Below are 21,612 nucleotides of genomic sequence, written 5' to 3' on the forward strand. Positions count from 1 at the left end.
TCGGGCTGGGCGCGTGGGCCGGGTTCGGGGTGACTGACCATGATCGTGGTCGGTGCCGACGGCACCGCTGGCCTGGGACGCCGCGGCGCTGTCCTGGTCCGTCGGCCACCGGTCCGCCGTCGCGGTGGCGCTGGCCCGCGGGCTCACCGCGACGGGGACGGGCGCGTCGTCGCGTACGGGCTGGTGGTCCTGGCCGGGCTCCTGCTCGGCCGCACCGCCCGGCACCGGCTGGCCTGGGCCGCGCTCGCCGTGGGCTGCCTCGCCGCAGGGGCAGGCCGTGCGGTTCGGCCTGATGACGCTGGTGCACCGGCGGCGGCCGGCCAGGCGGACTGGCGGACGGCCGCGTCGGGCTGGTCCTTCCGTCCGGGCACACCACGACGGCCGCCCTGACCGCCCGGGCTGCTCGTCGTCGCCCTGCTGCTGCGCGCCCCGCGCTGCCGGGCGCCGCTCGTCGTGGTGGTGGCCTGCTGGGGACTGCTGGTCGGGCTGACCCGGGTCTACCTCGGCGTGCACTGGATCTCCGACGTGCTCGGCGGCTGGCTGCTCGGCGTCGGCTGGCTGGGGCTGTGTCTGTGTGCGGCGGCCTGGTGGCTGCGGACCGTCTCGTCGCGGGCGCGACCGGTCGCGCCCGCTTGCCGCTGGAGGACCGTGCGCCACAGGATTCTGCTGGTGGAGGACGATCACGCCCTGCGTGACGTGCTGGTGCGCGGGCTGCGCGACGAGGGCTTCGACACGGTGTGCGCGCCCGACGGCGCGACCGCGCTGCGGCTGTCCACCGACGGGGTGGCGGCCGCCGTGCTCGGCGATCGGACTGCCCGACGCGGACGGCCGGGACGTGTGCCGAGGCGATGCGGGCGACCGGTTCCGTTCCCCCGTCGTCTTCCTGACGGCCCATCACCGACTCGCGGACCGGCTCGCCGGGTTCGCGGCGGGCGGCGACGACTACCTGCCCAAGCCCTTCCACCTCGCCGAGCTCGCGGCCCGGCTGCGCGCCGCGCGCTGCGCCAGGCCGGGCCTGACACCGCGGCCGCCGCGGGGACCTGACCCTGGACGGTCGCGCACCGCTGCACAGTGCGCGGCCGCCCGGTCGATCTCACGCCCACCGAGTTCCGGCTGCTGGCCACGCTGCTCGCGGCGTCCGGGGACCTGGTGCGGCGCGCGCCTGGGTCGCCGGGCTGGCCCGGGGCGCCCGGGTCAGCGACAACACTGCCGACCGGTACCTGACGGCTGCGCCGGAAGCTGCGCGCGGCGGACGCGCGCTGACGATCGGCACGGCGCGCGGGATCGGCCACCGCCTGTCGTGAACCGCCGCGCCTCCGCCAACCGCCTCATCAGAAAGGCCGCTCGCCGCGCACCCTGCGCGGCCTGGCTCTCCTGGTGGCGCTCACCGCCGCCACGCTCGTGATGGTGCTGCTCACCCTCGTCTTCAACGCCGTCGCCCGCGAGCACCTGCGCCGGCGGGCCGACGACGCCCTGCGCACGCGCGCCGCGGCGGCCGCCACCACCGTGGACACCGGCCACGTCCCCGTACGCGTCCTGGAGACCGCCGACGACCAGCTCCTCGACGCGAACATGTGGATCTACGACGGGGCCCGGCCGCTCGAACAACCCCCGTCCCCCCGCACCCCGGTTGACCCGGATCGCCGCGCACCTCGCCGGGCCCGGCGGGCGGCGCTGCGTCACCGCCAGCGAGCCGGCCGGCGTCCGGCTGTGCGCCAGGACCGTGGCCCGCACCGGCGGGGCGGTCACCGTCGTCACCGCCCTCGACCTGGCGCCCTACCGGAGCTCGGCCGACACCCTGCTGCTCGGCTCGCTCGCCCTCGACGCGGTCATGCTGGGCTGCACCTACGCCGTGACGCGACTGGCCGTCGGGCGCGCGCTGCGCCCGGTGCACGCCGCATGACCGAGCAGGCCGCGCAGTGGAGCGCGGTGACCTCCGACGCCCGTTTCTCGGACGCCGGCCCATCGCGGCCGAACTCGACCGTCTCGGCGGCTCGTTGGACGCGCTCCTGGACCGGATCCGTGCGCTGCTGCGCCATGAGCGGCAGCTGACCGGGGAACTCTCGCACGAACTGCGCACCCCGCTGAGGCCGGATCGTCGCGGAGGTGGACTGGCTGCGCTCCCGTCCCCGGTCGGCCGCCGAGCTCCGCACCGGCCACGCGGCGATCGACGCGGCCGCGCAGTCCATGCGCACCATCTGCGACACCCTCCTGGACGAGGCCCGCGCGACCGGTTCCGGCGGCGGCACCCGCCACCGGCACCTCCGACACCCTGGAAACCAGCGGCCTCACCCAACTCACGTACGCACCCGCCCGCCCGAGCCTCTCGGTCGAGTTGGTGGCGGCACGCTCACCGCGAGCCGGGATCTCCGCCCTCCTCGAACGCGTCGTCGGCCCGCTGCTCGCCAACGCCCTGCGCCACGCCCGCACCCGCGTCGTCGTCCGCGTCGGCGGCGAGCCGGATCGAGTCCGCATCGACGTCACCGACGACGGCGGGCGTACCCGCCGCGTTCACCGGGCATGTTCCGGCGGGACAGCGCGCCGACCCGCACGACGGCCACCACGGCGCGGGACTCGGCCTCCCCCTCGCCCGCCCGCCTGGCCCGCTCCGCCGGAGGCGGCGTCACCCACGACCCGACCACGCTCCCGGCGCCCGCTTCACGGTCCTGCTGCCACCCGGTTGACCACGGCGATCCCCGGCGGAGCGCTACACCGTCACCCTGCCGCCGGGCGACCCCGGCGCGCCCTCGCGGGCGCTCCGTCCGTCACCCTGCCGAGCCGGCTGGCTCACGGACTGGCGCAGCGCGACCCGTCGCCACCGGCCGACGCCGCACCCGATCCGCACGCCACCGCACGGCCGACCACCGCCGCACCACGGCCGATCCACCGGCCGGCACACCGGCCCCCGCCCCCGAACCTGAACGCATCCCTGACCGCCGCGCGGCGTCCGGCCCGATGCCGCGGCCCGCGGTGGACGCGTCGCTTGCCATGACCGTCCCGCCCGCCCCGCTCCTCCTCCGCACCCTCCCGCCACGCCCGTCCCCCTCCCCCTCCCCCTCGCTCCCTCTCCTCCGAGTCGCCTGGCCTCCTGGCTGCGCCGACGGCTCGAGGCGGGCCCGTCGGGGTCGCCCATCTGCTTTGGCCGCGCTGCTGCCCGCCCGGCGATGTGGCTGCGCGGCCCGCGTCCGTCCGGTCCAGGTCCCGCTGCACCACCTTCCCGCTGCACATCACCCCGTTGCTCCTCGGCCTGGTGCCTGTGGCGCGGCCGGCGTCCAGGTCCCCCGTACGGGCCGCTCGGCCGCCTGGTGCGGCGACCCCGCGCCCTGCTCGCCGGGCTCGCGCTGCACCTGGCCGCGCCGCTGCTGATCGTGCCTGCTCGTCGCCTTCGTGCTGCGCCGCTGCCGGACAGCGACGGCGGCAGCGGTCTGGTCGCCGCGATGATCGCTGATCGTGGCGATGCCGGTCGCGGCGGGCGCGACCGCCGTGGACGGGCAAGGGGCAGGGGACCAGCCGGCGATGGTGGGCCTCGTGCACGCGTCCACGCTGCTCCAGTCGCTCCTGTCCGTCGGTCACCGTCCGGGCGCTGACCCCGCTGCTCAGGCGGCGGCGCGGGCAGCCTGGCCGCCGCCGGGCGCGCGTCGAGCGGCGGCTTCGCTGCGCTGAGCGGTGGTGCTGCCGTGCGCGGCGGGCATCGGCTGCCGGCTCGCCCTGCCCGCGTCGTGGCTGCGCCGCGCTCCTCACCGGGGTCGTGCCGACGGCCCTCGCCAGTTCCCTCGTCACAGTGACGTACGCCAATGCCAGCGGCGCCTGGCCTCCTTCCTCGCCCACCGCGCCCGCTGCTTGCTGGCCGCCGCGCTGGCGGTGGCCGGCGCGGTGTGTGCGCGCTGTCGTTCGCGGTGGGCCGGATCGCGGCCCGCGCCTGCGCCTGGACGCGGCCGCCTCGTCGGTGACGTTGGCGTGCAGGATGAACGGCAGCAGCGCGAGCGCCGTGCTGCTCGCACGGCGCTGCCCGGCAGGCGCACCTGCTGCTGCCGGTCCTCGCGTACGGACTGTTCCGGAAGACCGCGGCGAGACCGCGTCCTACGCCCACGCCCGCCCCGCGCCCCCGTCGTTAGGGTGGCCCGGTGACCACCCTTGACTACGCCACATACATAGCCGGGCTGCCCCGCGTGCTGGTCGGCGCCGCCACCCTGTTCCGGGACGGGGACGGCCGGGTCCTGCTCGTCGAGCCGAACTACCGGGAGGGCTGGGCGCTGCGGCGGCACCGTGGAGTCGGACGACGGGGAGACACCGCGGCAGGGCGCACGGCGCGAGACGCTGGAGGAGATCGGGCTCGACGTCGCGCCGGGCCGGCTGCTCGCCGTGGACTGGGTGCCCGGCGCGGGACGCCCGCCGCTGGTGGCGTACCTCTCACGACGGCGGCGTCCTCGCCCCCGAGCAGGTGACGGCGATCAGGCTCCAGGAGGCGGAGCTGCTGTCGTGGCGGTTCGTGGCGGGCCGAGCTCGATGCGCACCTGCCGGGCCCGCTGCCGGGTGGCCGCCGCGCTCGACGTGCTCGACGGCGGCAGCGGCGCGGTGGAGCTGGAGAACGGCGAACCCGTGGCCTGAACGACCCCCTCCGGTTTTCGGAGGTCCCGCACAAGGCAGCACCTCGGACTTGGTCATCTACGCGCGTTGACAACTCGTGTGGCGCCCGGTGAGCTTTGCGTGGACAGTTTTCTCCACCGGAGCAAAGGGGCTCGAACCGTTGGCCAGGAAGATCATCCTCGACTGCGACCCGGGGCACGACGACGCGATCGCGATGCGCTCGCGCACGGCAGCGGACGTCGACCTCGTCGCCGTGACCACCGTGGTCGGCAACCAGACCCTGGAGAGGTGACCCGCAACGCCCTGTCCGTGGCGGCGATCGCGGGCATCACCGGCGTCCCGTTCGCGGCGGGCAGGGCTGTCCCGCGCTGGTCCGGGAGATCGAGACGGCGCCGGAGATCCACGGCGAGAGCGGCCTCGACGGTCCCGATCTGCCCGAGCCCGCCTTCGGACTCGACGGCCGGCACGCCGTCGACCTCATCATCGACACCGTGATGGCGCACAGGCCGGGCGAGATCACCCTCGTACCGACGGCGGGACTGACGAACATCGCGCTGGCCGCCCGCAAGGGAGCCGCGCATCGTCGAGCGGGTCCCGCGAGGTCGTGCTGATGGGCGGCGGCTTCCACGAGGGCAACTGGAGCGCGGTCGCCGAGTTCAACATCGTGATCGACCCCGAGGCCGCGCATCGTCTTCAACGAAAGTGGCCGCTGACCATGGTCGGCCCCGACCTCACCCACCAGGCCCTGGCCACCCCCGCCGTCGAGGAACGGATCAGGGCCGTCGGCACCGAGCCGGCCCGCTTCGTCCTGGAGCTCCTCGACTCTCTTCCGCGGGCGTACCGCGAGAATCAGGGCTTCGAGCACCCGCCGGTGTACGACCCGTGCGCCGTCGCGTACGTCATCGACCCGGCCGTGATGACCGTGCAGGGCGCCCGTCGACATCGAGTTGCGCGGCGCGCTTCACCCTCGGCATGACGGTGACCGACCTGCGCTCCCCGCGCCCGCCGACTGCTACACGCAGGTCGCCGTCGACCTCGACCACGACCGGTTCTGGGACCTCGTCGTGGACCGCCCTCGTCCGCATCGGAGACCCGCACTGGCATGAACGTCGCCGCCTCGCACCGACCGGCCGACGTCGCGCGCGGGACGCCCGGCAGGTCGGCGCCCTCATGGTCTTCGCGCTGCTCGCGGCCAGACTTCGCCATTCGAGCTCCAACGCCTCGATGCTCGGCCCCGCCCTGCAAGGCACGATGTGCCGAGGCTGCTACACCTGCCGACTCTGCCATCAGCGTCACCCAGACAGCCTATCTTCACGGCCGCCCGCGCTTTGTTCTCGCTGTTCCTGCCGCGCCTGGGCGACCTGATCGGCCGCCGCAGGGGTGCTCACCGCGATGATGGTCCTGATGGCCGTCGGCTGCGTGGTGTCCGCGCTCGCCGGGTCCGTCGGGATGCTCGCGGTCGGCCGCGTCGTCCAGGGCGCGTCCGGGCCGACGATCCCGCTCGCGCGCTGATCATGCGCTGCGCGTCGAGGTGCCCGACAAGCGGTACGGCACGCCGCTCGGCGTCGTCACGGCCGTCAACGGCGGCATCGCCGGCTGCGTCGACTCTGCTCTGCGGGCGTGGTTCGCTCGCCGAACACCACGGCTACGCCTCAGTCTGCCGAGTCGCGACGGGCCTTCGCCGCCCTCGCAGGCGCTGCTCGTCCGGTCTCTTCGCGCCCGAGTCGCGGGCCGACGAGCGGCCGCCGATGGACTGGCTTCGGGCGTCGCGCTCCTCGTCGTCTCCGATCGGCGCGCTGCTGATCGCGTTCAACGAGGCGGGCAAGCTCGGCGACGCGAACTGGCACCTGGCGGCCGGCCTGACCGTGCTGGCCGCGCTCGCGTTCTGGGCGTTCTGGCGGGATGGAGAACCGTGCGAAGCATCCGCTGGTCACCACGCACCTGCTGAAACGGCGCGCCACCTGGTCGCTGCTGCTGTCGACGATGCTCACCATGACCGGCGTCTTCGCGATCATGAACGGGCTGCTGCCCGTCGCCCAGGACACGGCGGTCGGCCTCGGGCTCGGCGCCCAGGGCGCCACCTGGTGGACGCTCACCCCGTACGCGCTCGCGGGCCTGGCCATGGGCCCCTCGCGGGCCGTCTCGCGGCGACGTACGGCTACGGCCGCGTCCTGCGCATCGGCCTGGTCGCCACGGCCGCCGCCACGGTGCTGGCTGCTGCTGACCCTGCACACCGGCTCGTCGGGCCTGCCTCCTCACCTCGTCGATCCTGCTCGGCGTGACCTACGCGGGCACGGTCAACATCATGCTCAACGGTCTGGGCATCCTGCTCTCCCCGCACGAGAACCCGGGCTTCCTGCCGGGCCTGAACGCGGGCTGCTTCAACCTGGGCGCGGGGCTGAGCTTCGTCGTCCCTCTACGCGGCCGTGAACGCGGTCGCCCCGTCCGACGGGTCGTCCGTCGGGGGCTACAGCGCCGGCGTCGTGGCGGGTCTCGTCCTCATCGTCGCGGCCCTGTTCGCCTCGCTGCTCATCCCGAAACCGGTGGACGCGACCGAGGCCCTGACCTACGGTGCGGCGCCATGACCCTGGTTGCGATCCTCTCCGGCGCCGGCATCAGCACGGACTCCGGCATCCCCGACTACCGCGGTCCCGGAACGGGGTGTGGCGCAAGGATCCGGACGCCGAGAGCTCGTCACGTACGAGTACTACATGAACGACCCGGAGATCCGGCGCCGCGCCTGGCAGGTGCGGCTCCGGGCGCTGAACGCTGACCGCCGAGCCGAACGCGGCGCACCGTGCGATCGCCGGCCTGTCGGCGTCCGGCGTCCGGGTCCGGGTCCTCACGCAGAACGTGGACGGGGCTGCACCAGCTCGCCGGGCTGCCCGCCCGCAAGGTGCTCTGAACTGCACGGCTCCCGCGCGGCGGTTCGTGTGCACGGAGTGCGGGGGAGCACGGCGCGATGGAGGCGGCGCTGGCCCGGGTCGAGGCGGGCGATGTGACGATCCCGGCTGTCCGCTCTGCGGCGGCATCCTCAAGTCGACGACGGTGATGTTCGGCGAGCGCGTCGACCCGGTGGTGCTCGCCGAGGCGGTCTCGATCACAAGGCCTGCGAGGTGTTCCTCGCGGTCGGCTCCAGCCTCCAGGTGCAGCCCGCGGCGGGCCTGGCCCAGGGCTGGCCGCGGGAGCACGGCGCCCGCCTGGTGGTGGTGAACGCCGAGCCGACATACGACGACGTCGCCGACGAGGTCGTGCGGGAGCCGATCGGCACGAAGCGCGCTGCGCCTGCTGGGCGAACTCGCCGGAGCCTAGGGCTGTCGTCCGGGCCCCGAGGCTAGAAGAGGCCGTCCCGCGCTCGAAGTCGAGCAGGCGGCGCTTGCGGTCGAGGCCGCCGCCGTAGCCCGTGAGGTCGCCGTTCGCGCCGATCACCCGGTGACAGGGGACGATGACGCCGACCGGGTTCTTGCCGTTGGCGAGGCCGACGGCGCGGGAGAGGCGGCCGGATTGCCGAGGGCCTCGGCGAGTTCGCCGTAGGTGCGGGTCTCGCCGTACGGGATCTGCCGGAGCTGCGCCCAGACGGAGCGCTGGAACGGTGCCGGCCAGGTCGAGCGGCGGGTCGAACTCCGTCAACTCGCCCTGGAAGTAGGCGTTCAGCTGGTCGATGACGGCGCCGAAGGGACGCTCGTCGCGGGCCCCGAAAGGTCTCCTCGGCGGGGCGGTGGCGCTGGTCGGTCATGTAGAGGCCGGACAGGAGTCCCGCCGGTGGCGACGAGGGTGAAGCGGGCCGTAGGGGGCTGTCGATGACGGTGTGCTGCTTCATGTGGTGCTGCTTCATGTGGTGCTGCTTCATGTGGTGCTGCTTCGCATGTTGCTGCTTCGTGTGCTGCTTCATGTGGCGCTTCCCTTACGCGGGCAGGAAGTTGATGGGGTGGTCGTCGGTGGCCCACAGGTACTGAGTGGCGTACGCGCGCCAGGGCCGCCAGGCCGCGGCCCGCGCGGTGAGGGGCCGCCGGGGTGTGGGGCAGGCCGAGCTCCTGGGCGGCCCGGCGCATGCCGAGGTCGGTGGGCAGGGAAGGCGTCCGGGTCGCCGAGGGCCCGCATGGCGATGGCCTCGATGGTCCAGGGCCCGAAACCGGGCAGTTCGGCGAGCCGGGCGCGGACCGGCCCAGTCCGACCGGGCCCCAGCGCCAGCTCGCCGTCGGCGAGCCGGCGGACGAGCGTGGTGAGGGTCGTGCGCCGGCTGCGCGGCAGGGCGAGGGACTCCGGGTCGAGCGAGGCGAGGGCGGCGGGGTCCGGGAAGAGGTGGGTGAGGCCGCCCTCGGGGTCGTCGACCGGGTTCGCCGTGGGCGAGGACGAGACGGCCTGCGTGGGTGCGGGCGGCCGCGGTGGAGACCCTGCTGGCCGAGCACGGCCCGCACGGCGAACTCGGCCTCGTCCACGGTGCGCGGCACGCGGCGGCCCGGCGCCTTGTCGACCAGGGGCGCGAGCAGCGGGTCGGTGCGCAGCTGGTCGTCGACGGCGACGGGGTCGGCGTCGAGGTCGAGCAGCCGGCGGCAGCGGCTGATGGCGACGGTCAGATCGCGCTGGTCGGTGAGGATCAGCCGGCAGCCGATGTGCTCCGTGCCCGGGGTGAGGGCCACGATGCCGTGCCCGTACGGGAGGCGCAGCGTGCGCCGGTACGCGCCGTCGCGCCACTCCTCGACGCCCGGCACGGCGGTCGCCGCGAGGTGTCCGAAGAGGTTGACCGGGGTTGAGCGGGGCGCGGAACGGCAGCCGGAGCGTGAGCGCTGCCGCCGCGGGCGGTCGGGCGGCCTTTGGGCGCGCGGGTGCGCAGTTCACCGGGGGTGAGGGCGAAGACCTCGCGAACGGTGTCGTTGAAGGTGCGGATGGAGGAGAAGCACTGCGGCGAACGCGATGTCGGCCATGGGCAGCGCGGTCGTCTCGATGAGCAGGCGTGCGGTCTGGGGCCCGCCCGGCGCGGGCGAGGGCGAGGGGGCCCGCGCCCAGCTCGGCGAGGAGCTGGCGCTCGACCTGCCGCTCGCTGTAGCCGAGGCGCCGGGCGAGACCCGGCACGCCGTCCTCGGTCCACGACGCCGTCGCCGATCAGCCGCATCGCGCGGGCGGTGACGTCGGCGCGCCGGTTCCACTCCGGGGAGCCGGGGGTGGTGTCGGGGGCGGCACCGCTTGCAGGCCCGGAATCCCGGCCTGCTGGCAGGCGGCGGCGCTCGGGTGGAACACCATGTTCTCCGGCTTGGGCGGCACGACCGGGCAGCCGGGCCTGCAGTAGATGCGGGTGGTCAGGACGGCGGTGAAGAACACCCCGTCGAACCGGGTGTCCTTGGCCTGCACCGCCCGCACGCACCGCTCGGTGTCGAGGTGCATGGCGGTGGTGGGGCGGTCCGGGCCGGGAGCCGTGCCCCTGAACCGTGCCGCGATCCGTGCCGTGAGCCTTTTCGGTGGACATGGCTCCAGCATCGGGCATGGTGAGCGGCACGGCTGGCGAAATCCGACATCAACGTGGGGCCCGGGTGCCCGGGTCGGGGTCAGGCCGCGGCCGGGCGCCACATTGTCCACAGCACCGCCCGCCGGCCGGCACCGTCAGCTCGTCGCGGACCTTGAACCCGAAGTGCTCGTAGACCGGGACGTTGGACTCCTTGGACGACTCCAGGTACACGGGCATGCCCTGCCGCGTCGGCCCGCGCGAGGCCGGAGCGCAGCAGCGCGGCTCCCTGGCCTCTGCCCCTGGGCGGCCGGGTCGGCACCGATCAGCGCGAGGGACCAGTGCGGTTCGGCCGTGTGGGCGGCGGCGGCCTCGACGGTCCGCCCGAACAGCGCGGCGCGGTCCCCGAGAGCACGCCTGGAGCTCCTGGACGGTGTCGGCGTCGGGCACGGCCTTGGCCTGGTCCTCGGCGGGCACCCAGAACGCGGCGGCGGACGCGGTGCGCTCGCAGAGCCCGTGGTGGACGTACTGACGGCCGAAGACGGTCGTGAAGTACCGCTCCATGGACGCCTGTCGGGTCGTGGCGTCGGGGAAGAAGCAGCGCATCATCGGGTCGTCGTCGAAGGCGCGGGCGAGCAGGCTCCCGATCTCGGGGGCGTCGTCGGGCACGGCGGTACGAAGGGTGTTCGTTGTCGACATACCGGCCATTCTGCCGTTGTTGATCTTGGTCGGCGCCAGCGGTCCCGGTGGAGCGGGTGGAACCCGGACGGCTACCCGTTCTCGGCCAGGTGCCGGGCGAACGCCTCGGCCCGGTCGTCGAAGACCACGAAGCGCACCTCCTCGACCGTACCCGGCGCGGCCGAGCGCACTGTCGCCACCGCGATCCGCGCCCCCGTCGTCCAGGGGCCAGCTGTAGATCCCGGTCGAGATCGCCGGGAAGGCCACGGTCCGCGCACCCAACTGGGCGGCCACGCGCAGCGATTCGCGGTAGCAGGACACCAGGAGCTCCGACCGGTCCTCCGTCGCCGACCAGCGGGGCCCCACCGTGTGGATGACGTGCCGCGCGGGCAGCCGCCCGGCGGTCGTCGCCACCGCGCGGCCCGTGGCGAGCCCCTTGCCGTAGTGCGAGGCCCGCAGCTTCCGGCACTCCGCGAGGATCTCGGGGCCGCCGCGCCGGTGGATGGCGCCGTCCACTCCCCGCCGCCGAGCAGCGACGAGTTCGCCGCGTTCACCACGGCGTCCACCTGCTGCTCGGTGATGTCGCCGCGGACCAGGGCGAGGCGGGGGAGGGGTACGGGGCTCCCTGTCGGGAGTTCATGACGCGCGCAGCCTCCTCCAGACGGCCTTCGCCGCGTTGTGACCCGACATGCCGTGCACGCCGGGGCCCGGCGGGGACGACGACGAGCAGATGAAGACCGCGGGATGCGGGGGGTGGTGTACGGGGACAGGGACGGCAGGTCGCAGCAGGAGCTGGAGGCCGCTGGCCGCGCCTGCGGCGATGTCACCGCCCACGTAGTTCGCGTTGCGCGCGACCAGTTCGGGCGGGCCCGCGGTGGCGCGGGCGAGCACCAGGTCCCTGAACCCCGGGGCGAATCGCTCCAGTTGACGCTCGACGGCGTCCGTCAGGTCACCGTACCGTCAGCCGTTCGGGACGACGCCCGTACGCCCAGAACGATGTGCTTGCCCGCGGGTGCCCGCGTCGGTCGGCGACGCCCGGCTGCACGGTGATCAGGAACGGCACGTCGGGCGCCCGGTCCTCCTGCGAGACGCAGCCCGCAGGGCGCGGCGGATGTCCGAGCCGTACGGGCCCACCTGGACGGTGCCCGGCCGATCTGGCCTCCGGGGCGGTCCACGGCACGGGTCCGTCGAGCGCGTAGTCGACCCTGCAAGACGGCCGCCCGCGTACCGGAACCGGTCGTAGTAGCGGCCGAGGCCCGCGATCCGGGCGAGGGGAGCGCTGGGCGAGGTGTCGAAGACGTAGGCGCGGGCGGGCGGCAGGTCGTCGAGCCGCTTCACCTCGTAGTCGGTGTGGATCGCGCCGCCGAGGTCGCTTCAGGTATCCGGCGAGCGCGTCGGCGATCGCCTGGAGAGCCGCCCGCGGGCGACGGGCCAGCCCGCGCGCGTGGGCCGCGAGGGCGAACTACGAGGCCGATCGCGGACGTCGCAGAAGCCGCCGAGCGGGGCGATGACGTGGGCGACCAGGCCCGAGAGCAGTGGCGCGCGCCTTCTCGTCGCGGAACCGGCGCAGCAGCAGCGTCGACGGCGGCAGCCCGGCGAGGCCGAACCGGGCGAGGGTGACCGGGTCGCGCGGCAGCGCCGTGCGCGGCAGCGCCATGAAGTCCCGCACGAGGTCGTCCCAGTGCGGCAGCAGCGGGTCGATGAGGCCGCCGGTACGCGCCGGCGTCCCGCGGCCCGAACGACGCGGCCGTCTCGCCGACGGACCGGGACAGGACGGCGGCGGTGCCGTCCGGGAACGGGTGCGCCATCGGCAGCTCGGGATGCGCCCACCGCAGCCCGTACCGCTCCAGCGGCAGGGCGCGGAACGCCGGGGGAGTTGACGCCCAGCGGGTGCGCCGCAGAGCACGGGTCGTGGCGGAACCCGGGCAGCGTCAGCCCTCGGTGCGCGCCCCTCCGCCGACGGTGTCCTTGGCCTCGAACACGGCCACGGAGAAGCCCCTCCTGGCCAGTTCGACGGCGGCGGTCAGCCCGTTGGGCCCCGCACCCACCACGACGGCATCGAGCATCGACGGCACCTTCGGACTCCTTCGTCAGCCGGTGTCCACACTGCGCGCCCAGGATATGCCGCGGCACCGACAGCACCGGGCGGCGGGGCCCGGGGACGCCGGACGACCGTGAAGGAGGCGCGCGCCCGTCCGGTTTCCGGGACGCGCACCGGCCGGGTCGGCGCCGGCCGGTGCGCGGGTAGGGTGCGCCGGATGACGCAGTGGTTCCCGGAGCAGCGAGGGAGCCCTTCACCGCTGGGTGGAGGTCGGCGACGGTGGGCTCGTGCTGCGGGGAGGCGCTGTTCGACGAGCGGGTCAGGCCGCCCGACCTGCTTCCCCCGTCGAAGCCCGTGCCGTGGGGCGCCGCGGTGGTGGCTGCGTCGCGGCCCGAACTCGCCCGCGTGACCTGGCGGTTCGGCACGCTGGGCGCGCGGATCTACCACAAGATCTACGGCCGGCTCACGGCGCGGACACGGCCCGCCGCGACCGTGTCCGACATCGAACCGGTGTCCCGGTCGGACTTCGCCGTGGTCTGGGGGCGGGCCTCCGCAGCGACCGGCAGTGCACGCGCCGGCTGGACGGTCCGCTGCCCGACGGGACGCGGGTGACGGGCACGGTCGAGGCCGTGCCGTGGGGGCCGGGCGTCACCGGGCTGTTCGTCCGGCCGGCGTCCGAGGTGCCGTTCCAGGCCTCGTCGACATGGGGCACTGCCCGGGTGCCCTGAGCAGTGGCCGGCGGTGGGCACGGCCGGGGAGTTTCGAGGTCCTCGACGTCAGGATCGACGCCGAGTTCGAGCGGACGCCGAACATCCAGGTCAGGCTCCGCCCGACAGCACCCTGCCACCCGCCGCGTGCCGTAGCCGCGTCCCGCGCCGCCGTGAACGGCAGGGCGTTGTCCCCGGTGATCGTGAAGGGCACGCCGTCGCGCGTGAGGTGGGCGCCGCCCGCCCTCCTCGACCAGCAGCAGCCCGGCCGCGTGGTCCCAGGCGAGCTCCCAGCTGAAGGCGGTGGCGTCCAGGGCGCCGCGGGCGACGGCCAGGTACTCCAGGCCGGCCGAGCCGCACGGCCGCGGGGCGAATCCGTCGCTGCGCAGGCAGAGCAGGGCGCGCTTCTGGTCGTCCGTCGTGTAGTCAGGGGGTGCGAGGTCGCGATCCGCAGGTCGCGGTCCTGGTCAGGTGAACCGGCGTGCAGCGCCCGCCCGTTGAGCCAGGCGCCCCGGCCGCGGGCGGCCACGGCGAACTCCGTCGAGCGCGGGCGCGTACGCGTCCAGGAGGCGAGCACGACGCCGTCCAGGGCGAGGGCGACGAGGGTGCAGAAGCCGGGGTCGCCGTGCACGGAACTGGCGGGTGCCGTCGACCGGGTCGACGATCCACACCGGGGCCGCGCCCCGGATCGCCTCGTACGTCGCCGGGTCGGCGGCGACGGCCTCCCTCGCCGACCACGACCGAGCCGGGCAGCAGGGGCGCCCAGCTCGCGCGTGAGGTACTCCTCGGCGCGCTTGTCGGCGACGGTCACGAGGTCGTGCGGGGCGCTCTTCTCGATCTCGTGGGCGGCGAGCCCACGGAAGCGGGGGTTATCTCGGCGGCGGCCGCGGCGCGGACGATCCGCTCGACGTCGGTGAGCAGCTGGTCGGTCACGTACTGGTCCAGAAAGTCGTCGATGCTTTCCGTGATGGTTTCGATCATGGGTCCATGAGAACACGAGCCACTGACAATGCGTTCCGCTGGGGTGAACGAGAGGTGGAATCCCAGGGAAGACCGGGATTCCACCTCTCATGGGGTCAGCGGCCGACGGCGTACTCCCCTGCATGCCGCGCGGGTTGGCCGCGGCCGACAGGATGCCGGTGCGCGGGTCGCGGGCGACGGCGCACAGGCGGCCCTCGGACCAGGCGTCGCCGACGGTCACGTCGTGGCCGCGCCGGCGCAGCTCGGCGACGACCTCCTCGTCCATCCGCGCCTCGACGGTGACCGAACCCGGCCGCATGCCGCGCGGGAAGAAGGACCCGGGAACGAGTCGTTGTGCCCGGTTCGCGTCGATCGCGCCCTGGAGGTCGAGGCCGCGCGCGCACGCCGTCGCGCAGCGCCACACGCCAGGAAGAAGTGCACCTGCCACTGGTCCTGCTGGTCGCCGCCGGGCGTGCCGAACGCCAGGACGGGCACGCCGTCCTTGAGGGCGAGGGACGGGGTGAGGGTGGCAGGGCGGGCGGCGGCCGGGGGCGAGCGAGTTGGGCAGGCCCTCGTCGAGCCAGGCCATACTGCAGCCGGGTGCCGAGGGGGAAGCCGAGCTCGGGCACCACCGGGTTGGACTGGAGCCAGCCGCCGGACGGGGTGGCGGCGACCATGTTGCCCCAGCGGGTCGACGATGTCGAGGTGGCGCAGGTGTCGCCGCGGGTCAGGCCGTCCTCGCGCACGTCGGGCTCGCCCGGCACCGGGGACGCCGGGCTCTGGCGACCGTGGGCTCGCCCGCGCCCGCGACGCCCATCGCGTCGAGCCCGGGGCCTCCCGCGGCGACCGCGCTCGCTGCGCTGAGCCAGAGGCTCAGCGCGCCGAGCGGGCTGCCGCGCAGCTCGTACGACGCCTTCTCCGCGTCTATCAGGGCGCGCCGGGCGGCGCTGTACCGGCGGACAGCAGCGTCCACGGGGAGCTCGCGGGGTCCGCGTCGCCGTACCAGGCCTGTGGTCGGCCATCGCGAGCTTGCAGCCCTCGATGAGGAGGTGGACGTAGTCGGCGGACCCGTAGGCGGCAGTCGGGCGGGCGCAGGGCGAGCCGCTGAGGAAGGCGCCCTGGCCCAGCCGCCGGCCTTGCACAGCGTCCAGCCGTTCCAGTCGTAGGTCGCCGGGGCTAGGTCGCCGACCAGCCGGCCAGGTCCTGCGCGGTCAGCGTGCCGGTGCGCCGCTCGCCGCTGGTGTCCATGGTGGCGCTGCGCCTGCCGGACGAGGGCCTCGGCGATGAAGCCCTCGCGCCAGATGCGGCGGGCCTCCCTCGATCTGCGTGACGCGAAGTCGGCGCCCGCCGCTCCCGGCCCCGCCGATCAGCAAGCCGCTTCCAGGTGGCGGCGAGCTGCGGGTTGCGCAGCAGTTCAAGCCGGGGGCGCGGGGGACCGGCCGTCGACGAGGTAGACTCGCGTGCGGAGGACGGCCACTGGTCTCGAAGAGCTTCGCGCACGGCTCGTCCGACCGGTCTCGCCGACGCGCTCGACTTTTGGGCGTGCCTGTCCTCCGCGTAGCCGATGGCGTACGCGAGATCCTGGGCGAGGGACTTCAGCCGTGGTCCTTCAGGAGCAGCATCCACGCGTCGAAGGCGCCGGGCACGCGGCCGCAAGAGGGGGCCGGTGCCGGGCACGAGGTCGAGGCCCAGTCTCGTCCTTTGCAGTGCGCGACGGTGGCGCCGGCGGGGCCACGCCCATGTCCGCATCAGCACGCGCACCTCGCCGCCGGCCGTGAGCGATCGCGGCACCTGAACACCGTTTGAGCCAGGTTTCACGGTGCGGCTGGCCACTGACGTGCAGGACGCAGCGCCCGCGGCGACGCGGCGTCGTAGGCGCTTTCCGCCGTCCTCCAGGACGGCCATCGCGGACTGGGAGGCGAGGTAGTGCGTGGAGGACACCATGCCGAAGGTGCTGGAGGGTCGGCCGGGTGGTGAACAAGAGGGCTCCTAGCGGGTGGCGGTGCGCGGTCGGGATCGTACGAGAGGGTGCCGCGGCGGCAGCCGGGTGCGGTGCCGTCGTCGGCGACCGGTGGTAGATCTCGCGGCCTCCCGTCCAGGGTGCGCAGGTGGCACCTCCGTGCGGCACCGGTCGACGGCGAGCGGGCAGCGCGTGTGGAAGCGGGCAATGGGCGGCGGGCGAGCGGGCTGGGCAGTTCGCCGCTCAGCACGATGCGCTCGCGGGTGCGCTGGGTGACGGGTCGGGGACGGGGGGCGGCCGACAGCAGGGCCTGGGTGTAGGGGTGCTTGGGGTCGGCGAACAGTTCGCTCGTGGGCGCCTGCTCGACGATCTGGCCCAGGTACATGACGGCGATCCGGTCCGCGAGGTAATTTTCGGACGGCCGCCAGGTCGTGCGTGATGAACAGGCAGCCGAAGCCGCGGTCGCGCTGGAGGTCGGCGAGCAGGTTGGAGGAGACGGAGGCCTGGACGGAGACGTCGAGCGTGGACGTCGGGCTCGTCGGCGACGAGGAGTGGGCGGGGTCCACGGAGAGCGCGCGGGCGCTGGAGATGGGAGCTGCGCTGGCCGCCGGAGAGTTCGTGCGGGTGCCGGCCGGCGTGTCGCCGGGGCGCAGTCTCCACCTGGCCGAGGAGTTCGGCCACGCGCGCGCGGGCGGCTTCCCTTGGCGATCCCGCGCAGCTTCAGCGGTTCGGCGACGATCCGCCGGACGGTCATCCGCGGGTCGAGCGACGAGGACGGGTCCTGGAAGACCAGGTGGAGTCCTTGCGCAGCGGCCGCAGGGCAATGGCGGGACATGGTGGTGACGTCGGTGCCGTTGATGCGGACGGTGCCGCCGGTGGGTTCGTCGAGGCGGGACGGCGCAGCGTCCGACGGTCGACTTGCCGCCGCCGGACTCGCCGACGAGGCCGACGACCTCGCCGTGTCCGACGGTCAGGTGACGCCGTCGGCGGCGCGCACGGTGCCGCCCGCACCGCGAAGCGCCGTTCGAGGCCGGTGAGTTCCCAGCGCGGGGCGGTGCTCGAGGCGGTCTCCTGAGGGTGCGGGTGCCAGCAGGCGGCGCGGTGGCGCGGCGTCGGGCCTCCGGCGGCACCGTTTCTGCCGGGACGGCCCTGAAGCCGCGGCCTCGCGGTGCAGGTGTCGCTCGTGCGCGCGCGCGCAGCGCGGCGGCGAACGCAGGCGCGTCGGGCTGGGCGTGTCGAGGGCTCGGCACGAGACCGGGGATCTCGGGAGGCGGTCCTCGTGCTCGGGGCGGAGCACGGCGGAGAGCAGGCCGCGGTGTACGGGTGCCTGCGTGGCGAACAGTTCGTCGACCGGGGCCTGTCTCGACGGGGCGGCCCGCGTACATGACGAGGACGCGGTCGGCGATGTCGGCGACGACGCCCAGGTCGTGGGTGATGAGCACGATGGCGGTGCCGGTCGTTCGCGCAGCGACCGCAGGACCCTCCAGGATGCCCGCCTGACGGTGACGTCGAGCGCGGTCGTCGGCCTGCGTCGGCGATCAGCACCGCCGGGTCGCAGGCCACCGCGATGGCGATCATCGCGCGCCGCCGCATGCCGCCGGACAGCTGGTGCGGGTACTCGTCGACGCGCTGGGCGGGGGCCGGGATGCCCACGAGGTCGAGGCATGTTCGGACGGCACGCGCGCGCCCTCCTTCTTCTTGCTCAGTCCCTGGTGGCGGCGGAGCACTCTTTCGCCGATCTGCCGGCCGATGGTGAGCACCGGGTTCAGGGACGTCATCGGCTCCTGGAAGATCATCGCGATGTCCTTGCCGCGGATCTTCCCGCACGTCTTGTCGCGTCGGCGCCGGCGAGTTCGCGCTTCGCCGGAGCCGGACGGAGCCGGTGATCTGCGCGGTGGGCGGCAGCAGTCCCATGACGGCCATCGAGGCGACGGATTCTTAGCCGCAGCCCGACTTCGCCCACCACGGCGAAAGCACCCCGCCGGCGTGCAGGTCGTGTGGAGACGTGGTCGACGGCGTGCACGGTGCGGGTGTCGGACCTGGAAGGCTGAGACCGACAGGTCGCGCACGCTCAGGACTGGCTCGGTCATCGGGTCGCTCCACGGGGGTCGAGGACGCCGCGCAGGCCGTCGCCGAGCAGGTTGAACGCCAGGGTCGCGGCCCACGACGGCGAGGCCGAACACCGCTTTCATCCAGGGGCGCGGGCGCGAGGAAGCGACTGGGCGGATCGAGAGCATCACGCCGAGGGACGGCTCGGCGGCTGCACGCCGAGGCCGAGGAAGCTGAGAGCAGGGCCTCGCCGGATGATGGGCGGCGGGGATGCCGGACGGGTGGCCTGCATCGGTCAGCGCGGACGTCGCGTTGCAGGATGTGGCGGAACAGCATGCCGTCCCCGCCGCCGTTGGCGACGGCCGCGGCCACGTAGTCGACGTGCTTGAGGCGGAGCGTCTCGGCGCGGGTGATGCGGATGACGGCCGGGATCTGCGAGATGCCGATGGCGATGGTCGCGTTGGTGAGCGAGGGGCCGAGCACGGCGGCGAGGCCGACGGCCAGGACCAGGAACGGAACGCGAGCATCGTGTCGGTGACGCGGGAGACGACGCTGTCGGTGAACTTGCCGTAGTAGCCGGCGAGCAGGCCGAGCGGGACGCCGACGACGAAGGCGAGGACGACGGCGAGGACGCCGACCCGCATGGAGGCGCGCGCGCCGTAGACGACGCGACAGCTGGTCGCGGCCGAGGTCGTCGGTGCCCAGCCAGTGCGACCAGCCGGGCGCGGCGAGGACGTTGTCGAAGCCTCGGCTGCGCCGGGTCGTAGGGCGCGACGAGCGGGGCGAACACAGCGCGGCGAGCACGAAGACCACGCGGCGATGATGCCGCCGGTCATGGCCAGCTTGTTCCTGCGCAGGGCGCGCAGTTTTGCCGCCGCTGCCGCGCGGGCCCGATTCCTGTGAGGGCGAGCGTGGTCACCGGGCACCTCCGAGCTGGATGCGCGGTCGATGACCGAGTACGCCACGTCGACCAGCAGGTTGATGAAGATGTACGCGAAGGAGGTGCACAGCACCACGCCTTGCAGCGTCGCGTAGTCACGGGTGAAGACGGCGTCGATGGTGAGCTTGCCGGAAGCCGGGGAGCACGAAGATCTGCTCGGTGACGACCGCGCCGGAGATCAGTGGCCCAGTTGCAGGCCGAGGACGGTGACGACGGTGACGAGCGAGTTGCGCAGGGCGTGGCCGCCGATGACCCTCGCGGCGCGGGACAGGCCCTTGGCGCGGTGCCGTGCGGACGCAGTCGGCGGGAGAGCGAGTCTGCGCATCGCGGCGCGGGTCTGGCGCATCACGACGGCGGCGAGTCCGGAGCCGAGGACGATCGCGGGCAGGATCATGCGTGGCGCAGGTTGTCGAGCGGTCGGTGCCGAAGGACGAATCCGGAGGCGGCGAAGACCGGGACGGCGATGGCGAAGGCAAGGAGTGCCGAGGACGATGCCGAGTTTCCAGAAGGTGGGGATCGACAGGCCCAGCAGGGCGAGGGCGCTGGCGATCCACTCCGGCGGGCCTGCCGCGCCGCACACGGCCGCGACGACACCGGCGCCGCGCCGAGGACGATCGCCAAAAGCAGGGAGAGCGCGGCGAGTTCGAGGGTGACGGGCAGCGCCTCGGCGATGGCGTCGGAGACCGGCAGGCCGGTACGGGAGGACGTGCCGAGGTCGCCCTGCAGCGCGTGCGCCCGATGAAACGCAGGTGTACTGGATCACGACGTTGTCGCCGAGCCCGTACTCGAGCGGATCGCCGCGAGGGCCTCGCCGCGCTCCTCGCCGGCGAGGGCGAGCGCCGGCGCCGGGCCGCGCGCGGATGCCGGGCGAAGACGACGATCGAGACGAGGAAGAGCGTGACGACGGACTGCCGCACGCGGGTCAGCAAGTACTTGGCCATGGGGTGCCCGGCGAGCAACCCCCGCCTCTTGGAGCGAAATTCCGAGCGGTCGCCATCTGCGCGTACCCTCCCGCATCCTTCGCGCGCGGATCAGGCCGCCGCCGAGACGTGTACGCCCGCGACGTCCTTCCCTGCGACGACGTAGTTCTTCTGGCGGCAGAGGTAGATCGAGCGCGTGGGCGTCGTTGACTGACGCGGCGGGATCAACTCGCCGTAGATCGTGGCGCGTCTCACCGGCGTCGGGCTCCGGCGGTGCGGCCGCGGGCGATGAGTAGCTCGTCGACCTTCTGGTCGGAGTAGCCGTAGGCGTTCATCGCACCCTGCGCTCCGCAGGAAGCTGGCGATGTTGCCGTCGGGGTCGAGCCGTCCGGACCAGCCGCTGTTGAAGGCGTCGTAGTGCCGTCGTCGGTCTCCCTCGAGCATCGTGGCGTACTCGGTGGGGCGGAGTGTGACGGCGAAGCCTGCGTCCTTGGCCATGGCCTGGATGACCTGGCTGATGCGGCTCCACTCGGGGGTGGTCGACGTCTTCAGCTCGACGTGCAGCGGCGTCTTCACCCGCCGCCTTCAACAGCCGCTTGGCCTTGGCGACATCGCGCTTGGGGCACGCGGACGACTTCACGCCCGGGCGAGCGCGGGCCTCGGGGGAGATCGGCCCGCACGCGGGCCTGCTACATGCCCTGGAAGACGACCTTGATGAGGTCTCGGTCGATGGCCAGGTCGAAGGCCTCGCGGACGCGCACATCGCTCGCGAGCGGCGTGTCGGATCTTTCGGGCTTCTTGCCGAGGCCACGGGTGTTGCGCCGACGTGCTGATGCCGATGCCCTGGTAGCCGAGCTGAGGGCGAGTTGAAGAGCTGGAGCTTGTCGTCGGTCAGCGCGCTCTTCACGTCGACGGGCACCGTCTGGTCGCCGACCTGGACGTCGCCGGAGCGCTGGGTTGGCGAGGCGGACGCCGCCGTCGAAGATCGGCTTGTAGACGACCTTGTCGGGGTGCACGTCGTCCGGCGTCGTAGTAGTTCTTGTCCTGGCGGGGACGATGCGGTCGCCGCCGGACGCGCTCCGCGACGAACGTGAGCGGGCCGGCGCAGGAAGGTGGTTGGTGAAAGTTCTGGCCGGCGTACTTCTTCAGCGCGGCCGGCGACATCACCATGCCGGAGCGGGTCCGCGCGGACCGCGGTCAGCTTGGCACGTACGCCTGTTGAGGGTGAGCCGCACGCTGTACGGGTGAAGGCGCACGAAAACGCGAAAGCGTTTCACGATAAATGCGAAACGGTTAAACACCCAGCCCCCGATCGGGAACGAAGCACAAT

Annotated in this window: 15 protein-coding genes and 10 pseudogenes; 12 read left to right on the forward strand and 13 right to left on the reverse strand. The window is 73.8% G+C overall.

The annotated features are described in order from the left end of the window. Window positions 1-459: 459 nt before the first annotated feature. From RBJ77_RS44850 to RBJ77_RS44860, 3 genes and pseudogenes are all read left to right on the forward strand, one after another. Window positions 460-525 (forward strand): annotated as a pseudogene (locus tag RBJ77_RS44850) (hypothetical protein); the annotation flags it as partial. Between the two features lie 123 nt (window positions 526-648). Beyond that, window positions 649-1,304 (forward strand): annotated as a pseudogene (locus tag RBJ77_RS44855) (winged-helix domain-containing protein). Between the two features lie 326 nt (window positions 1,305-1,630). Then, the gene (locus tag RBJ77_RS44860) at window positions 1,631-1,903 is read left to right on the forward strand and encodes a hypothetical protein (RefSeq protein ID WP_372350250.1); all 273 of its coding nucleotides are present in this window, start codon (window positions 1,631-1,633) and stop codon (window positions 1,901-1,903) included. A 447-nt stretch (window positions 1,904-2,350) separates the two neighbouring features. Here the strand turns inward: RBJ77_RS44860 and RBJ77_RS44865 are convergent, their stop codons facing one another. Continuing rightward, entirely contained in the window at window positions 2,351-2,515 is a 165-nt protein-coding gene (locus tag RBJ77_RS44865; protein WP_372350251.1) for a hypothetical protein, read from the reverse strand. A gap of 1,609 nt (window positions 2,516-4,124) precedes the next feature. Between RBJ77_RS44865 and RBJ77_RS44870 the strand changes: the two are divergent. From RBJ77_RS44870 to RBJ77_RS44900, 7 genes and pseudogenes are all read left to right on the forward strand, one after another. Continuing rightward, window positions 4,125-4,608 (forward strand): annotated as a pseudogene (locus RBJ77_RS44870) (NUDIX domain-containing protein). Window positions 4,609-4,747: 139 nt separating this feature from the next. Next, window positions 4,748-5,679, forward strand: a pseudogene (locus RBJ77_RS44875) (nucleoside hydrolase); the annotation flags it as partial. Window positions 5,680-5,967: 288 nt separating this feature from the next. After that, a complete protein-coding gene (locus RBJ77_RS44880) occupies window positions 5,968-6,099 on the forward strand; it encodes a hypothetical protein (protein ID WP_372350252.1) in 132 nt (43 codons plus the stop codon). Window positions 6,100-6,489: 390 nt separating this feature from the next. Beyond that, window positions 6,490-7,017 carry a hypothetical protein gene (locus RBJ77_RS44885; RefSeq protein WP_372350253.1) on the forward strand — a complete coding sequence of 176 codons (528 nt, stop codon included), beginning with the start codon at window positions 6,490-6,492 and terminating at the stop codon, window positions 7,015-7,017. Then, window positions 7,014-7,172 (forward strand): hypothetical protein, encoded by a 159-nt coding sequence (locus RBJ77_RS44890; RefSeq protein ID WP_372350254.1) that lies wholly within the window; start codon window positions 7,014-7,016, stop codon window positions 7,170-7,172. Before RBJ77_RS44885 ends, RBJ77_RS44890 begins: the two co-directional genes overlap by 4 nt. A 226-nt stretch (window positions 7,173-7,398) precedes the next feature. Beyond that, window positions 7,399-7,800 (forward strand): hypothetical protein, encoded by a 402-nt coding sequence (locus RBJ77_RS44895; protein WP_372350263.1) that lies wholly within the window; start codon window positions 7,399-7,401, stop codon window positions 7,798-7,800. Beyond that, window positions 7,704-7,925 carry a hypothetical protein gene (locus RBJ77_RS44900; RefSeq protein WP_372350264.1) on the forward strand — a complete coding sequence of 74 codons (222 nt, stop codon included), beginning with the start codon at window positions 7,704-7,706 and terminating at the stop codon, window positions 7,923-7,925. Before RBJ77_RS44895 ends, RBJ77_RS44900 begins: the two co-directional genes overlap by 97 nt. 4 nt (window positions 7,926-7,929) lie before the next feature. Here the strand turns inward: RBJ77_RS44900 and RBJ77_RS44905 are convergent. The 5 pseudogenes from RBJ77_RS44905 to RBJ77_RS44925 form a co-directional block, all read right to left on the reverse strand. Continuing rightward, window positions 7,930-8,407, reverse strand: a pseudogene (locus tag RBJ77_RS44905) (methylated-DNA--[protein]-cysteine S-methyltransferase); the annotation flags it as partial. 84 nt (window positions 8,408-8,491) lie between these two features. Continuing rightward, window positions 8,492-9,969 (reverse strand): annotated as a pseudogene (locus tag RBJ77_RS44910) (AlkA N-terminal domain-containing protein). A 161-nt stretch (window positions 9,970-10,130) separates the two neighbouring features. After that, window positions 10,131-10,726: pseudogene (locus tag RBJ77_RS44915) on the reverse strand (GNAT family N-acetyltransferase). Between the two features lie 71 nt (window positions 10,727-10,797). Further along, window positions 10,798-11,301, reverse strand: a pseudogene (locus RBJ77_RS44920) (O-acetyl-ADP-ribose deacetylase). Between the two features lie 40 nt (window positions 11,302-11,341). Next, window positions 11,342-12,771, reverse strand: a pseudogene (locus RBJ77_RS44925) (phytoene desaturase family protein). A 254-nt stretch (window positions 12,772-13,025) separates the two neighbouring features. Here RBJ77_RS44925 and RBJ77_RS44930 point away from each other — a divergent pair. Further along, window positions 13,026-13,358 carry a hypothetical protein gene (locus RBJ77_RS44930; protein WP_372350255.1) on the forward strand — a complete coding sequence of 111 codons (333 nt, stop codon included), beginning with the start codon at window positions 13,026-13,028 and terminating at the stop codon, window positions 13,356-13,358. A 240-nt stretch (window positions 13,359-13,598) separates the two neighbouring features. Here RBJ77_RS44930 and RBJ77_RS44935 read toward each other — a convergent pair. The 4 genes and pseudogenes from RBJ77_RS44935 to RBJ77_RS44950 all read right to left on the reverse strand — a co-directional run. Then, a pseudogene (locus RBJ77_RS44935) lies at window positions 13,599-14,434 on the reverse strand (inositol monophosphatase); the annotation flags it as partial. A 706-nt stretch (window positions 14,435-15,140) separates the two neighbouring features. After that, a complete protein-coding gene (locus RBJ77_RS44940; RefSeq protein WP_372350256.1) occupies window positions 15,141-15,386 on the reverse strand; it encodes a hypothetical protein in 246 nt (81 codons plus the stop codon). An 841-nt stretch (window positions 15,387-16,227) separates the two neighbouring features. Further along, a complete protein-coding gene (locus RBJ77_RS44945) occupies window positions 16,228-17,208 on the reverse strand; it encodes an oligopeptide/dipeptide ABC transporter ATP-binding protein (protein ID WP_372350257.1) in 981 nt (326 codons plus the stop codon). After that, entirely contained in the window at window positions 17,124-18,296 is a 1,173-nt protein-coding gene (locus RBJ77_RS44950; RefSeq protein WP_372350258.1) for an ATP-binding cassette domain-containing protein, read from the reverse strand. Before RBJ77_RS44950 ends, RBJ77_RS44945 begins: the two co-directional genes overlap by 85 nt. Window positions 18,297-18,692: 396 nt before the next feature. Between RBJ77_RS44950 and RBJ77_RS44955 the strand changes: the two genes are divergently transcribed. Continuing rightward, complete coding sequence (locus tag RBJ77_RS44955; protein WP_372350259.1) at window positions 18,693-18,995, forward strand: hypothetical protein; 303 nt, start codon at window positions 18,693-18,695, stop codon at window positions 18,993-18,995. 545 nt (window positions 18,996-19,540) lie between these two features. On the opposite strand, the gene RBJ77_RS44960 is transcribed toward RBJ77_RS44955, so the two are convergent. The 3 genes from RBJ77_RS44960 to RBJ77_RS44970 all read right to left on the reverse strand — a co-directional run bounded on the left by RBJ77_RS44960 (window position 19,541) and on the right by RBJ77_RS44970 (window position 21,298). Then, window positions 19,541-20,125 carry an ABC transporter permease subunit gene (locus RBJ77_RS44960; protein ID WP_372350260.1) on the reverse strand — a complete coding sequence of 195 codons (585 nt, stop codon included), beginning with the start codon at window positions 20,123-20,125 and terminating at the stop codon, window positions 19,541-19,543. A 268-nt stretch (window positions 20,126-20,393) separates the two neighbouring features. Continuing rightward, a complete protein-coding gene (locus RBJ77_RS44965) occupies window positions 20,394-20,858 on the reverse strand; it encodes an ABC transporter substrate-binding protein (protein ID WP_372350261.1) in 465 nt (154 codons plus the stop codon). A gap of 113 nt (window positions 20,859-20,971) precedes the next feature. Next, window positions 20,972-21,298, reverse strand: a complete 327-nt coding sequence (locus RBJ77_RS44970) for a hypothetical protein (protein ID WP_372350262.1) — start codon at window positions 21,296-21,298, stop codon at window positions 20,972-20,974. Window positions 21,299-21,612 lie beyond the last annotated feature (314 nt).

The sequence above is a fragment of the Streptomyces sp. KL116D genome (assembly GCF_030766975.1).
GTDB classification, from domain to species: Bacteria; Actinomycetota; Actinomycetes; order Streptomycetales; family Streptomycetaceae; genus Streptomyces; species Streptomyces longispororuber_A.